A 13,857-nucleotide genomic window follows, 5' to 3' on the forward strand; every position below is an offset into this window, starting at 1 on the left:
CTCAGGCACCACTCAATGTTTTTGCGTCGGCCCGGACCCCGCCGTCAGCCGCGACGCGGTCGTCGGCGTGGCCGTCGGCAGCCGAGTCGTCCTCGCCGCACCCATCGCGGGACACGCCGCCCCGGCGGGCCGACTGGATCGCCCAGTACACCGCCTCCGGTGTCGCCGGCGAGGCCAACTCGACGCTGATCCCGCTCGGCCCGAACGCGGCAGCCGCCTGCCGCAACGCCTCCCGTACGCAGAAGGCCAGCATCAGCGGTGGCTCGCCCACCGCCTTGGAGCCGTACACCGCGCCCTCTTCGGTGGCGTTCTCCATCAGCGTCACGTTGAACTCCTCGGGCATCTCCGAGAAGCTCGGCAGCTTGTAGGTGCTCGCCGCCTGCGTCAGCAACCGGCCGCGGTTCGGCCCGTCACCGGTGTCCCAGCGCAGGTCCTCGAGCGTCAGCCACCCCGCGCCCTGCACGAAGCCGCCCTCGACCTGACCGATGTCGATCATCGGGGACAGGCTGTCGCCGACATCGTGCACGATGTCCACCCGCCGGACGCGGTACGCGCCGGTGAAGCCGTCCACTTCGACCTCGGCCGCCGCCGCGCCGATGGCGAAGTACTTGAACGGCGTGCCGCTGAACGACTTCGCGTCCCAGTGCAGGCCCTCGGTGCGGTAGAAACCGGCCGCCGACAGCTGAACGCGCTGGAAGTACGCGGTACGCACCAGGTCGTCCCAGGCCAGCTCCTTGTCGCTGCCCAGAGCGCGGGCGACGCCCTCGACGATGCGCACATCCGCGGCGCCCGAACCCAGTTGGGTGGCGGCCACCTGCAGCAGGCGTTCGCGCAACTGCTCGCAGGCGTTCTTCACCGCCGCGCCGTTGAGGTCCGCTCCGGAACTCGCGGCCGTGGCCGAGGTGTTGGGGACCTTGTCGGTTCGCGTGGGGGCCAGGCGCACCTTGTGCAGCGGGATACCGAGGGTGGTCGCGGCCACTTGCAGCATCTTGGTGTGCAGGCCCTGGCCCATCTCGGTGCCGCCGTGGTTGATCAGGACCGAGCCGTCCTTGTAGATCAGCACCAGCGCGCCGCCCTGGTTGAAGGCGGTGAGGTTGAACGAGATCCCGAACTTCACGCCGGTGATCGCCAGTGCCCGCTTGGTGTGGGGATGCGCGGCATTGAAGGCGGCGATCTCGCGCTTGCGGTCGGCGAGCCCGCCGGTCTCCTTGACCTGCTCCCAGACGGCAGAGATCCGTTCGGGCTGCGAGACCGGCTGCCCGTACGGAGTGTCCTGGCCCCGCCGGTAGAAGTTGCGCTCGCGCAGCTCCATGGGATCCAGGCCGAGCAGCGGCGCGCACCGGCCCATGATGTCCTCGATCACCAGCATGCCCTGCGGCCCGCCGAAGCCGCGGAAGGCAGTGTTGGAGGCCTTGTTGGTCTTCGCGATGCGGCCGGTGACGCGCGCGTTGGGAATCCAGTAGGTGTTGTCGATGTGGCACAGCGCGCGAGCCACCACCGGCTCGGACAGGTCCAGGCTCCAGCCGCCGTCCGCGGTCAAGGTGGCGTCCAGGGCCTGGATGCGACCGTCCGCGTCGAAGCCGATCTTCCACCGGGCGTGGAATCCGTGGCGCTTGCCGGACATGGTCAGATCCTGCGTCCGGTTGAGCCGCAGCCGCACCGGGCGGCCGGTCAGCTTGGCGCCGAGCGCGGCGATGGCCGCGAACCCGTGCGGCTGCATCTCCTTGCCGCCGAAGCCGCCGCCCATCCGCAGACACTGCACCGTCACCTCGTGACTGTGCAGACCGAGCACGTGGGCGACGATTTCCTGGGTCTCGGAAGGATGCTGGGTGCTGCTCTGGACGAAGACCTGCTCGGCCTCGTCGACGAGGGCCAGCGCCGCGTGTGTCTCCAGATAGAAGTGTTCCTGGTCGGAGAAGTGGAAATCGCCGGTGAACACATGCGCGGAGTCCGCGAAGCCGGCTTCGACGTCACCGGTCAGCATCTCGGGCCTGGCGCCGTGGAAACTGTCGGCGGCCATCGCGTCCTGCAACGTGATCAGGGAGGGCTGTTCGTCGAGTTCCACCTCGACGGCCGCCGCGCCGAGCCGGGCAGCCTCCAGTGTCTCGGCAAGCACCCAGGCGACCGCGTGACCGTGGAACATGACCACGTCGGGAAAGAGCGGCTCGTCGTGCTTCATTCCCGCGTCATTGACGCCGGGCACATCGGCGCCGGTCAGCACGCGGACCACGCCCGGCACGTCGAGCGCGGGCCCGGTGCGCAGGGCGGTGATCCTGCCGTGGGCCTTCGTGGCCTGGACGGGGTAGGCGTGCAGCACGTCCTTGGTGCGGTGGACCAGGTCGTCGGTGTAGAGCGCGGTGCCGGTGACGTGCAGGACAGCGCTCTCGTGCGGCATGGATACGCCGACGACAGGCTTCTCGGGGCGCTCGGACAGATGGCTCATGACGTCACACCCTCGGTGGTCTGTGCGTACAGCTTCAGCAGGCTCTGGCCGAGCATCTCGGAGCGGTAGTCGGCGCTTGCGCGGTGGTCGGACATGGGCGTGCCCTCCGCCCGTAGCACGGAGGCTGCCGCCTCCGCGGTTCCCGCCGTCCACGGCTCGCCCTCAAGGGCCGCCTCGGTGGCGAGGGAGCGGATCGGGGTCGCGGCGACGCCGCCAAGGCCGATGCGTGCCTTGCGTACGAATCCGCCCTCGATGTCGAGCGCGAAAGCCACCGCGACGCTGGAGATGTCGTCGAAACGCCGCTTGGCGATCTTGTGGAAGGCCACCACCGGCGACAGCGGCAGGGGGAAGCGCACCGAGCGGATCAGCTCGCCCGGCCGGCGCACGCTCTGGCGGTAGCCGGTGAAGTAGTCCGCGAGCGGCACTTCGCGCTCACCGTCGGCGTCGGCGAGCACCACCGACGCCTCGAGGGCGAGCAGCGCGGGCGGGCTGTCCCCGATGGGAGAGCCGGTCCCCAGGTTGCCGCCGAGGGTCGCGCTGTTGCGGATGAGCCGGGACGCGAACTGCGGGAACAGCTCGCCCAGCAACGGAACGCGGCCGTCGAGGCGGCGTTCGATCTCCGTGAGCGTCAGCGCCGCCCCGATCTCGACGTGGTCGGATTCGACGCGCAGCTCCCGCAGTTCGGACAGCCGGTCGACGGCGATTACGCAATCCGCCCGGCGGGAGCGGATGTTGACCTCCACGCCCCAGTCGGTGGAGCCGGCGACCACCACCGCGTCGGGCCGCTCGCGCAGCAGCCGCAGCACTTCCGCCAGGGTTCCCGGCCGCAGGAACGCCTTGCCGTCCCGGGTGTATTCGGTGGCGACCGGTGCGGGCGGGGACTGCTCGCGACGCTGCGCGAGCCGGTCCTCGTCGGTGGGGGTACCGACGGCGAACGCGGCGTCGCGGATCGGTCGGTAGCCGGTGCAGCGGCACAGGTTGCCGCTCAGCGCGTGCAGGTCGAAGCCGTTCGGACCGTGCTCGGCGTCGGTTCCGGTCGCGTCCTCGGTGCTGTCGGCCGAGCCTGTGGCGCTCGCGGACGAGCCGGAGTGCGCGCAGCGGTCCGGCCGGTAGTACTCGGCAGCCATGCTGCAGACGAATCCCGGTGTGCAGTATCCGCACTGGGAGCCGCCGCGGACGGCCATCTCCTCCTGCACCGGGTGCAGTGTGCGCGGCGTTCCGGGTGCTCCGGAGGTGGCCAGACCCTCGGAGGTGACGATCTCCTGGCCGTCGAGGGCCGCGGCCGGGACCAGGCAGGCGTTGACGGCCACCCAGTCGGTGGGCTTGTTCACGCCGGGGCGGGCCACCAGGACGGAACAGGCGCCGCATTCACCCTCGGCGCATCCCTCCTTGGTTCCGGTGAGACCACGCTCGCGCAGGAAGTCCAGCGCGGTGGTGTGTGACGCGGCCGGCGAGATCGGTGTTTCTTTGCCGTTGACGGTGATCCGCGCCGCTGTCATGACAGGCCCTCGTTTCGGTACACGATCGGTCGGTTCATCATGTTCGCCAATTTCAGGCAGCTTTCTGTGTTCAGACGCGCCACGTCCGGCAGAGGGGGGCGCAGGACGGCACGCGAGAGAGGCGTGCCGGAAGATGGTGGGGAAATACCCGAGAGGTGCCCGCGGACGGGCGCGGCAGAACGGCGTGCTCAGGCGCCGTGCGCGATCCGACCCGGAACCCAGACCGTGCGCTGGGCGAGGCGACCGAGATCAGAGCTGGTGTTCATCCGCTGGGTCGCCCCCTTTCGGAAATACAGGTCGATGGCCACCGCAAACTAATGGCTGACGCCACCGGGGTCAAGAGGCGAGGCCCGCCGGCGGCATCCCGGCAACCCGCGCCCTTCGCCCCCTGGCCACGCCGCCTCCCCCGCGGTACATCACAGTCATGACCCCGCACGGCGGATCCCCCCGGCGTCTTGACGGCAAGGTCGCCTTTGTCACCGGTGCGGCCGGAGGGCTCGGCCGCAGTCATGTTCGACGGATGGCGGAGGAAGGCGCCGACCTGCTCATCGTGGACATCTGCCGGTCGCTCGACACCGTGCCCTATCCGCAGTCGACACCGCAGGACCTGTACGACGCGGTCGAGGAAGTGGAGGCCCTGGGCCGCCGCGTCCTGGCGCGGCAGGCGGACGTACGCGATCGGGAGGCACTCCAGGGGGCCTGCGACGCCGGGCTCGCCGAGTTCGGGCAGATCGACGTCGTCGTCGCTAACGCCGGGATCGCGCCGCTCCTCGTGGAGGATCGCGTACAGGCGTGGCACGACGCCATCGCGGTCAACCTCACCGGTACCTTCCACACCATCGAAGTGGCCCTCCCTTCGATGATCGCCGCCGGGCAGGGCGGCTCGATCGTGATCGTCAGCTCCACCGCGGGACTTGTCGGCATCGGCGGTGCCAGCAACGGCGGCCTCGGCTACGCCGCCTCCAAACACGGGGCGGTCGGGCTGATGCGTACGTACGCCAACAACCTCGCCCGGCACAGCATCAGGGTGAACTCCGTGCACCCCACCGGCGTGGCCACCGCCATGGTCGTCGACCCCGCCATCGTCGAGTTCGTCGCCCGGGACGCGATGCTCTCCGAGACGGCGCCGAACGCCCTTCCGGTGGCCGTGATCGAAGCGGTCGACGTGTCCAACGCGATCCTGTGGCTGGCCTCGGACGAAGCCCGCTACGTCACCGGTGTCACGCTGCCCGTCGACGCCGGATTCATCAACCGCCGCTGAGCCGCCGGGCCGCAGCCGATCTCGAGGTGGAGCGCCATGACCGATGGGTACGCGGACACGATTCTGGTGGGCGGGCCGGTCAGGACGGCGTCGGGCTGGTCCGAGGGGCTCACCGTGCGCGCCGGTGTCATCGAGACCGTCGGCAGCCGCGAGGAGGTGCTGCGCCGGCGAGGCCCGGCCACGCGCGTCCACGAACTGGCCGGCGACACCGTTCTGCCGGGCCTGCACGACCTGCACGTTCACCCGGTCTACGCCGGAATCCGCGAACGCCGCTGCAAGGTCCCGCAGGGTTCGGGCCTGGCCGACACCCTGCGCATCGTGGCCGAGCACATAGCCCGGGCCGCCCCCGGCACCTGGGTGCTCGGCGGGCAATGGGACGCGTCCGCGCTCGGCGCCACCCCGAATCGCGCCATGCTCGACGCCGTCGCCCCCAGCAACCCGGTGCTCCTGGAAGACACCAGCGGCCACAGTTCCTGGGCGAACAGCGCGGCACTCGAGGCCGCCGGGATCGGCCCCGGCACACCGGACCCGGCAGGCGGCTTCTTCGAGAGGGACGGCGCGGGCAGTCCGAGCGGCTTACAACGCGAGACCGCCGCCGATCTGCTCGCCGCCTCGGCCCCCAAACCGGCCGACGAGGAGGTCGAGGCGGCCCTGGAGTGGGCCCTCGGAGAAATGCTGTCCCACGGGATCACGTCGTTCACCGAAGCCGCGATCGGGTTCACCGCGGGACCGCGGGCCGAGCTGCGCGCCTACACCCGCCTCGCCGCGCGCGGAGCCGTCCGGCAGCGGGTGCGCCTGTGTCTCGTGTGGTCCCCCTACGACCCCGCGTGCGAGGACTTCATCGCGGCACGGAACCTCTACGCGAGCGAGCATATCGCGCCCGACTGCGTGAAGATCTTCCTCGACGGAGTGCCGACCGACAGCCACACCGCGGCAATGATCGAGCCCTACCAGGACACGGTGGCGGGACGGGACGACGGAGCCGGCCGGCACGGGATGCTCGCGATCGCGCCGGCCGTCCTCGACATGGCGGTGACCCGGTTCGACCGGATGGGCATCACCGTCAAGTTCCACGCGGTGGGCGACGCGGCGGTCAGGGCGGCACTGGACGCCATCGAGGCCGCCCGCACGGCCAACGGGCCCGGCCCGTACATGCACAACGTCGGCCACTGCACCTTCGTGGCGCGGGCCGACATCGAGCGCGCCGCACGCGTCGGCGCGACGTTCGAGGTCTCTCCCTATCTGTGGCGGCCCTCCCCCATCTGCTCCGACATCGCCGCCGCCGTCGGCCCCCTGGCGATCGAACGGGTCTGGCCGGTGCGCGAGATGCTCGAAGCCCGCGCCCTGGTCGTGCCCGGCTCGGACTGGTGCGTCGTGCCGTCGGTGAATCCGTGGTCCGCCATCGAAACGCTCGTCACCCGCCAGGAGCCGGGCGGCAGCGCCGACAGTTTCGGCGCGTCCCAGGCCATCACTCTGGAGCAGGCCTTCGACCTGTTCACGGTCAACGCCGCTCGCCAGGAGGGCATGGCGCACCGCGTCGGGCGCATCGCACCGGGCATGCTCGCCGACCTCGTCGTCGTCGACCGGAACCCCTTCGAAGCGAAGATCACCCGGGTGCACGACACCAAGGTCAGGACGACGTTCGTCGAAGGGGAGCCGGTCTACGGGGCGGGGTCCTGAGCTAGGCCTTGCGCCGCGCGTACAGGCGGTTGCCCTTCGGTCCCGTCCACTCCACGCGTACGACGCCGGCCACCGCCGCGTCATCGACCCGGGACGGGTCGGCCCAGTAGCCGAAGGCCGGGTTGCGGAAGAAGGTCGCCCACAGGTCGCCGTCGCGGTCCCTGAAGAAGTTGTTGTGCCCGGCGCCCACGCCCGCGGTCCAGCGTTCGGAGTACGGGCCCTCGAAACGGTCGGCGACGGCGACGACCGCGTCGTACTGGTACTGGGTGCGGCCCGGGCCCCCGACGTCGTAGGCGTAGCGGGTGCCGCCGTCGGTGTTGGTCGACGTACGGTCCCACGCGGCGTGCAGCAGGTAGTACTTGCCGCCGTGCTTGAAGACGTAGGCGCCCTCCAGGTACGGCTCGGGCGTGTACGGGGTCTGCCGGAACGCCGGGAGGTTCGTCGTCGGGACGATGTCCTCCATGTCCTTGCGGAACTTGGCGTAGACGTGGTTGTGCAGGACCAGCCAGGCGTCGGAACCCTCGGTGTAGAGGCTGCCGTCGATGTGGTGGTACGCGCCGGGCTCGATGAAGGAGGGCCCGCCGATGAACGAGTCACCGAAGGGCTTGTCGTGGTTCCCCTCGACGAGACGGTAGGGGCCCTCGACCCCGGCGTCGCTCACCAGCATGAACGAACCGACCTTCTTGGAGTGATCGCCCATGCACGCCACGAGATACCACTTGCCGCGGAAGTAGTGCAGTTCGGGCGCCCACGCGTTGCCGCGCTTGCCGAACCGGCCGTCGTCGTACCAGTACTCCTGCCAGGGGGCGACGACCGTGCGGCCGCGGCGGTTCTCCCCGACGAACTCGGGTGACCAGACCTTTCCGCGTTCGGCGCCGGGCCGGATCCGCTTGGTGTCGGCCAGCTTCCACGGGCCGTGGACGGACCGTGCCGTCCACACGAAGATGCCGTCGTTCCAGGGGCCTGCCGCCGTGAGGCCGGGCACGCGAGTGGTGCCGGTGGCGACGTAGAGCGGACGGCCGTCGACGACGAAGCAGTTGACGTAGGTGTCGCGCATCCAGACCCGGCCGAGCTCCTTGTCGCGGGGCCGGAGTTCGAGGGGCAGCACGAAGGAGTTGTCCTCGCGCGGCCACAGATCCTCGCGAACGTCCGCCAGGCCGTACGGTTCGGGGTCGGGCCAGTTCGCGGGATACCGGTGCTTGGCCGCGGCCCCGGCGGCATCGGCGGTCTCTGCCTTCCCGGCAGCCCCGGCGGGCTGCGCGTGGGCCGCGTCCGCGGGCAGCGCCGCCGCGCCCACGGAGCCCGCGAGGCCGGCAAGGACGGACCGGCGGGCGAAGTTCGCGTCGTGCACGGGCCTGGTCATCAGTCAGATCTCCTTGGTCGTGGTGGCCGTCGCGGGCTCGTCGGTCTCGAAGGCGGAAAGCGTGGTGTCGTAGTCCGTCTCGACGTCGTACATCGGCGTCATCCAGTGGTAGAAGTTGTCGCCGCGCTCGCGGAGCAGGTCGTAGAGGCGTTTGGTGAGCTCCGCGCGGATGTCCCGCATCTCGGGGTGGTCGTGGCGGTTGTGCAGCTCGTCGGGGTCGGCTTCGAGGTCGTACAACTCGTTGCGCGACTCGGGGTTGATCACCAATTTGTGGCGTCTGGTGCGCAACATCCTTTGCGGGCAGGGGAAGTGATGGCCGTGGAACTCGGCGAGATGGTGCTCGGCCCACCGCGGGCGCTCGCCGCGCACGAGGGGCAACAGGCTGCGGCTGTCCACGGCCGGCTCGGTCTTGCTGCCCGCCAGGTCGAGGATGGTGGCGGTGCAGTCGGTGAGCGAGACGAACTCCTCGCGCACCTGGCCCCTCGGGGCGCCGGGGACCTTCAGCAGGCCGGGGATGCGGTAGATGTCCTCGTACATCGCGGGGCCCTTGTCGTGCAGCCGGTGGGAGCCGGTGAACTCACCGTGGTCGGCGGTGAAGAAGACCGCCGTTCTCTCCTCTAGGCCCAGCTCGCGCACGGCGTCGAGGATGCGGCCGATCTGCTCGTCGACGAGCGTGACGTAGCCCCAGTAGACGGCGATCAGCTTCCGCGTCTCCTCCAGCGGCATGGTGTCGAAGGCCCACAGCTTGCTGTAGTTCCGCTGGACGGCCGGTTTCGCCGCGAAGGTCTCGCTGACGGAGGCGGGCAGTTCGACCAGGGCCGGGTCGTGCATGTCGTAGTAGGCGTCCGGCAGGATGTAGGGCAGGTGCGGGCCGAAGAAGTGGGTGGCCAGGAAGAACGGCGCCCCCTCTCCGTGGTCCTCCCGCGCGGCGAAGCGGCGGAGCATCTCGATGGCACGTGTGGCCAGGTAGTACTCGAAGGTGGCTTCGACGGGCTGGTGGAGGCGGGCCGCGAGGAGGTTTCCGGGGCTGCCGTTGGGTGTGGTGCCCCGCACCGGGTCCGTGATGCGGTACGGGGGCAGGCCGTTGTCCGCCAGGTAGGCGAGGTAGTCGGGGTGGTCCACCGGGTTGTGCCAGCCGGCCAGGTCGGGGCCCTCGAAGCCGTAGTCGGCGGCGGTGCGCCGCACGCCGCCGTGCCACTTGCCGAGCAGGCCCAGGTTGTAGCCCTCGGAGCGCAGTTGCTCGGAGAAGGTGAACTGGCCCTCGGAGAGGTCCTCCAGATAGCCGACGTTGCGCTCGTAGTTGGCGAGGAGTTTATGGCGGAAGGGGGCCGCCCCGGTGAGCAGGCTGGCGCGGGCCGGGGTGCAGATCGCGGTGGGGGTGTAGAAGCTGTCGAAGCGTGTGCCCTCGGCCGCGAGCCGGTCGAGGTGCGGGGTGTGCGTGTGCGGGTTGCCGTACGCGCCCAGGGTGTCCACCCGGTGCTGGTCGGTCATCAGGAAGAGCATGTTGTGGCGCACGGAGGGCCTTTCGGATCGGTCGGTCCGGCTTCCGGCACACATCGACTTCGGCCAGATGCCGTGCGACGCATGCTCCGACCCGGCGATGATTTAAGTCAAGGGTGCGTACTTAAATCGCGTCGAGCTGATCGAGGCGGGGAGCTCCGGGTGCACTCGCGCCGTCCGCGCCAGCAGATCACGGCGTTTCCGGTGCGGCGTTTCCTGTGACACGGCGCTCATATGAACAATTTGTTTCGACTCATTGACGAAAATACTCGGCGCTCACATGCTGTCCTGCATGCACGAACACGACGGCCCGCTGACGCGACTCCGACGCAGCCACGAGCAAGCGGTTCTCGAGCTGCTCCGCAAGCACGGCCCCCTGAGCCGCGCCGAGTTGGGCGACCGCAGCGGCCTGTCCCGCACCACGCTCCACGACATCGTCGCCGGGCTCGTGGGCAACGGCTCCGTGGTCGTCGCCACCCCGCACGTCGAGGGGCGCAAGCGCGGCCGTCCGGTGGAGAAGCTCAGCCTCAACCCGGCCGCCGGCGAGGCGGTCGGCATCGACTTCGCGCGCCGCGCGGTGCACGTCGCGGCGGTCAACTTCGCGCACGAGGTGATCGGTTCGGCGAGCGAGGCGCATGCCGCGGATCTGTCCTGGCCCGAACGGATCGACATCGCGGAACGGCTGCTCGCCGCCTCGGGCGCCGTCCACCTCGACGCGCTCAGCGCGATCGGCGTCGGCGTGGTCGGCCCGATCACCGACCCGGGCAGCGAGAAAGCCCGTGCGCGGGGCACCGACGGCCTGCCGGACCTGCTGCGCAAGCGGTTCGGCGTGCCGGTGCTCCTGGACAACAACACCCGGCTCGCGGCACTCGCCGAAGCGGTATGGGGCGCCGCCGCGGACAGCAGTGACGTGCTCTACCTGCGGTTGTCACACGGCGTCGGCGGCGGCCTCGTCGTGGGCGGCGCGCTGCACCGCGGCCGCAACGGCCTGTCCGGCGAGTTCGGGCACATCACCGTGGACCCGGCGGGCAGACCGTGCGAGTGCGGCGGGGCCGGCTGTCTGGAGACCCGGGCCTCCCTCGACGCGGTCCTGTACCGCTACCGCGAAGCCGGGGGGCGGGCCGACGGCCTCGCCGCTTTCCTCGACGCCGCCGCGGTCGGCGAACGATCGGCCCTGGACGTCCTGGAGCGCGTCGGCGTCGACATCGGCGGGGTGCTCGCCGCGGTCTGCCAGGCCGTCGGCCCGGGCGTCGTCGTCGTCGGCGGCGAGCTGGCGGAGGCAGGACCCGCCCTGCTCGGACCGGTCGAACGGGCTTTGCGCGAACAGCTGATGCCGATGGCCCGCCCGCACGTGGACGTACGGCGCGCGACGCTCGGCGAGACCGGCAGCGCGCTGGGCGGCATCGCCCTCGTTCTCCATGAATCCCCTCTGCTCTCCCACTATCCGCGGCCCGACTCCGAGGAGAACGCGTGAAGCCACCGGCGAGGACCCCATGGCTGTGATCACTCCTGTCGACAAGACCGCCACCGAGGGGCGGCAGCCGCGCCGCTCCCGGCACCGGCCCCTGGTCCTCAACGCCGTCGCCGTGGTGGCAGGGATCGCCGCATGGGACGTCGTGGCCGCCCTGGGCCTGGTCTAGAACCTGCCCACGCCGACGGCGGTGGCGCAGAAGGCAGGAGACATGATCTCCCACGGCACCCTGGCCGCCGACACGCTCGCCAGCCTGCGCCGGGTCTTCATCGGCTACGCCCTCGGCGTCGCCGTGGCCGTCCCCGTCGGGTTTCTCATGGGCTGGTATCCCGCCGTGCGTGCCCTGGTCGAACCGTACGTCCAGTTCTTCCGCACCATCCCGCCGCTCGCGCTCATTCCGCCGGCGGTCGTGCTCCTCGGCATCGGCGAGGTGCCGAAGATCGCCGTGATCTTCCTGGCCTCGTTCATGGCCTGCGTGCTGTCCTCCTTCCAGGGCGTCATCGATGTCGACAAAACGCTGATCAACGCGGCACGGGTGCTCGGCGCCCCGGACCGCACCATCTTCGCCAAGGTGGTCGTCCCCGCCTCGACGCCGTTCATCCTCGTCGGCATGCGCATCGGCCCCGGGCCTTCGTGTCCCTGATCACGATCGGCGTGCTCGGGCTCATCATGGACCGGCTCTTGCTGCTGGCCGAGCGACGCCTCACCGGCTGGCAGGAGCGACGATGAACAGCAAGATCAGCTTCCGTGACGTGGTGAAGACGTTCCCGCTGAAGGACGCGGCCTTCACCGCCCTCGGCGGGGTGAGCCTGGACATAGCCGACCAGGAGTTCGTCACCGTCGTGGGTCCCTCCGGCTGCGGCAAGTCCACCCTGATGAGCATGGCCGCGGGACTTCAGGAGCCCGACTCGGGCAGCGTCCTGGTCGACGGTGCGCCCGTGTCCGGGCCCGGCCCCGACCGCGGGGTCATCTTCCAGCAGTACGCCCTGTTCCCCTGGCTGACCGTGCGGCAGAACGTGGAGTTCGGGCTCAGGCTCGCCGCCGTACCGGCCGCGGAGCGACGCCGGCGCAGCGATCAGGCCATCAGCCTCGTCGGCCTGAGCGACTTCGCCGACGCCCTTCCCAAGACACTGTCCGGCGGGATGAAGCAGCGCTGTGCCATCGCCCGCGCGTACGCCGTCGACCCGCAAGTGCTGCTGATGGACGAGCCGTTCGGGGCGCTCGACGCCCTGACCCGGGTGCAGTTGCAGGACCAGCTGCTCGAGACCTGGAGCCAGGAGAAGCGCACCGTCCTCTTCATCACCCACGACGTGGACGAGGCCGTCTATCTCGCGAGCCGGGTCGTCGTCATGGCCGCGAGGCCCGGCCGCATCCACCGTGTCATCGACGTGGACCTGGCCTACCCCCGCACCGAGGAGATCCGGCTCTCCCCCGAGTTCCGGCGCATCCGCAACGAGGTGTGGACCTCCGTGTACCACCAGGAGGCCTCGCCCAAGGCCGCCTGACGCCCCATCACCTCAGAGTCCCCCCAAGGCGCTTTGCCATACCTGCCCGCGCATCCCCGAGAGGACCTCCCGCATGCCCAGAAGGCCGATCCGGCGGGCCGCCGTCGCACTGCCCGCCGCGTTCCTGCTCGCGCTCTCCGCCGGCGCCTGCTCCGACAGCGCTTCCGAGGACGACAACACGGTCCGCTTCGGCTACATCGGTGACTACAACGGTGCCAGCCTCCTCGCGAAGTAGCCGGTGCGGCGGTGTCCGCGGTGCTCAGCCGTTGAAGGTGTCCGGGTCGGGGCCGACGCGCTCGTCGCGGTTCAGGGCGGAGATCTCACCGACGTCGCCCTCGCTGAGTTCGAAGTCGAAGATGTCGAAGTTCTCCTCGATGCGCTTCTGGGTCACCGACTTGGGGAAGACGATGTCGCCGCGCTGGATGTGCCAGCGCAGGGTGACCTGCGCTGGCGTCTTGCCCTCCCGCTGCGCGATGCGGTTGATCGTCGGGTCGTCGAGCACCTTGCCCTGAGCGATGGGCGACCAGGCCTCGGTGGCGATGTCGTGCTCGGCGCCGAAGGCCCTGACGTCGTCCTGGGTGAGGTAGGGGTGCACCTCGATCTGGTTGACCGCGGGCACCACATCGGTGTTCTGCAGCAGCCGGTTCAGGTGATTGGGCTGGAAGTTGGAGACTCCGATGGCCTTGGCGCGGCCGTCGCGGTAGATCTCCTCCAGGGCTTTCCAGGTCTCCACGAAGTCGCCCTTGCCGGGCAGCGGCCAGTGGATGAGGAAGAGGTCCAGGTAGTCGAGTCCCAGCTCGTCCATGGTGCGGTCGAACGCCTTGAGGGCGTCGTCGTGCGCATGGGCGTCGTTGTTGAGCTTGCTGGTCACGAAGATGTCGGAGCGGTCGACGCCGCAGTCGCGCACCGCCTGGCCGACCTCCTTCTCGTTGCCGTACATCTGCGCCGTGTCGATGTGCCGGTAGCCGGCCTCCAGTGCGGCCAGCGTCGTCTCGCGGGTCTCCTCCGGCTCGATCTGGAAGGTGCCGAAGCCGAGCTGGGGGATCTGCACTGCGTTGTTGAGGGTGATGGCGGGTACTGCGCTCACGGTGGCTCCTTGTGTTGCCGTATTGCTTGTTGCCGTATGTCTTCCCTG

At 70.1% G+C, this 13,857-nt stretch carries 10 protein-coding genes and 1 pseudogene; 6 read left to right on the forward strand and 5 right to left on the reverse strand.

Going from position 1 to position 13,857, the window contains the following annotated elements; genetic code table 11:
- Position 1 precedes the first annotated feature (1 nt).
- Positions 2–2,443, reverse strand: coding sequence for a xanthine dehydrogenase molybdopterin binding subunit (gene xdhB / locus IE226_RS06565; protein WP_190080041.1), 2,442 nt, complete (start codon positions 2,441–2,443; stop codon positions 2–4).
- Positions 2,440–3,942 carry a xanthine dehydrogenase small subunit gene (locus IE226_RS06570; protein ID WP_190080042.1) on the reverse strand — a complete coding sequence of 501 codons (1,503 nt, stop codon included), beginning with the start codon at positions 3,940–3,942 and terminating at the stop codon, positions 2,440–2,442. The genes xdhB and IE226_RS06570 overlap by 4 nt, the downstream gene beginning before the upstream one ends.
- Before the next feature lie 424 nt (positions 3,943–4,366).
- Between IE226_RS06570 and IE226_RS06575 the strand changes: the two genes are divergently transcribed.
- Together IE226_RS06575 and IE226_RS06580 are read left to right on the forward strand one after the other, a co-directional pair.
- Positions 4,367–5,203, forward strand: coding sequence for a mycofactocin-coupled SDR family oxidoreductase (locus IE226_RS06575; protein WP_190080043.1), 837 nt, complete (start codon positions 4,367–4,369; stop codon positions 5,201–5,203).
- A 36-nt stretch (positions 5,204–5,239) separates the two neighbouring features.
- Positions 5,240–6,883: an amidohydrolase gene (locus tag IE226_RS06580; protein ID WP_190080044.1), complete on the forward strand. Its 1,644-nt coding sequence runs from the start codon at positions 5,240–5,242 to the stop codon at positions 6,881–6,883.
- Between the two features lies 1 nt (position 6,884).
- On the opposite strand, the gene IE226_RS06585 is transcribed toward IE226_RS06580, so the two are convergent.
- Positions 6,885–8,246 carry a family 43 glycosylhydrolase gene (locus IE226_RS06585; RefSeq protein WP_190080045.1) on the reverse strand — a complete coding sequence of 454 codons (1,362 nt, stop codon included), beginning with the start codon at positions 8,244–8,246 and terminating at the stop codon, positions 6,885–6,887.
- 3 nt (positions 8,247–8,249) lie between these two features.
- Entirely contained in the window at positions 8,250–9,749 is a 1,500-nt protein-coding gene (locus IE226_RS06590) for a sulfatase family protein (protein ID WP_190080108.1), read from the reverse strand.
- Positions 9,750–10,026: 277 nt separating this feature from the next.
- On the opposite strand from IE226_RS06590, the gene IE226_RS06595 reads away from it, so the two are divergent.
- From IE226_RS06595 to IE226_RS06610, 4 genes and pseudogenes are all read left to right on the forward strand, one after another.
- Positions 10,027–11,220, forward strand: a complete 1,194-nt coding sequence (locus IE226_RS06595) for an ROK family transcriptional regulator (protein ID WP_190080046.1) — start codon at positions 10,027–10,029, stop codon at positions 11,218–11,220.
- 19 nt (positions 11,221–11,239) lie between these two features.
- Positions 11,240–11,946, forward strand: a pseudogene (locus IE226_RS06600) (ABC transporter permease).
- The gene (locus tag IE226_RS06605) at positions 11,943–12,722 is read left to right on the forward strand and encodes an ABC transporter ATP-binding protein (protein WP_190080047.1); all 780 of its coding nucleotides are present in this window, start codon (positions 11,943–11,945) and stop codon (positions 12,720–12,722) included. Before IE226_RS06600 ends, IE226_RS06605 begins: the two are co-directional and overlap by 4 nt.
- A 73-nt stretch (positions 12,723–12,795) precedes the next feature.
- A complete protein-coding gene (locus tag IE226_RS06610; protein WP_229870547.1) occupies positions 12,796–12,957 on the forward strand; it encodes a hypothetical protein in 162 nt (53 codons plus the stop codon).
- Between the two features lie 24 nt (positions 12,958–12,981).
- On the opposite strand, the gene IE226_RS06615 is transcribed toward IE226_RS06610, so the two are convergent.
- The gene (locus IE226_RS06615; RefSeq protein WP_190080048.1) at positions 12,982–13,809 is read right to left on the reverse strand and encodes an aldo/keto reductase; all 828 of its coding nucleotides are present in this window, start codon (positions 13,807–13,809) and stop codon (positions 12,982–12,984) included.
- Between the last annotated feature and the right edge of the window lie 48 nt (positions 13,810–13,857).

It is taken from the genome of Streptomyces longisporoflavus, assembly GCF_014649775.1.
Classification (GTDB): domain Bacteria; phylum Actinomycetota; class Actinomycetes; order Streptomycetales; family Streptomycetaceae; genus Streptomyces; species Streptomyces longisporoflavus.

What these genes read in the sequence shown, in the direction of transcription:
- IE226_RS06610 (WP_229870547.1), top strand. Translation starts at nt 12,796, where the DNA reads ATGCCCAGAAGGCCGATCCGGCGGGCCGCCGTCGCACTGCCCGCCGCG.
- IE226_RS06585 (WP_190080045.1), bottom strand. Translation starts at nt 8,246, where the DNA reads ATGACCAGGCCCGTGCACGACGCGAACTTCGCCCGCCGGTCCGTCCTT.
- IE226_RS06580 (WP_190080044.1), top strand. Translation starts at nt 5,240, where the DNA reads ATGACCGATGGGTACGCGGACACGATTCTGGTGGGCGGGCCGGTCAGG.
- IE226_RS06605 (WP_190080047.1), top strand. Translation starts at nt 11,943, where the DNA reads ATGAACAGCAAGATCAGCTTCCGTGACGTGGTGAAGACGTTCCCGCTG.
- IE226_RS06595 (WP_190080046.1), top strand. Translation starts at nt 10,027, where the DNA reads ATGCTGTCCTGCATGCACGAACACGACGGCCCGCTGACGCGACTCCGA.
- IE226_RS06575 (WP_190080043.1), top strand. Translation starts at nt 4,367, where the DNA reads ATGACCCCGCACGGCGGATCCCCCCGGCGTCTTGACGGCAAGGTCGCC.
- IE226_RS06590 (WP_190080108.1), bottom strand. Translation starts at nt 9,749, where the DNA reads ATGCTCTTCCTGATGACCGACCAGCACCGGGTGGACACCCTGGGCGCG.
- xdhB (WP_190080041.1), bottom strand. Translation starts at nt 2,443, where the DNA reads ATGAGCCATCTGTCCGAGCGCCCCGAGAAGCCTGTCGTCGGCGTATCC.
- IE226_RS06570 (WP_190080042.1), bottom strand. Translation starts at nt 3,942, where the DNA reads ATGACAGCGGCGCGGATCACCGTCAACGGCAAAGAAACACCGATCTCG.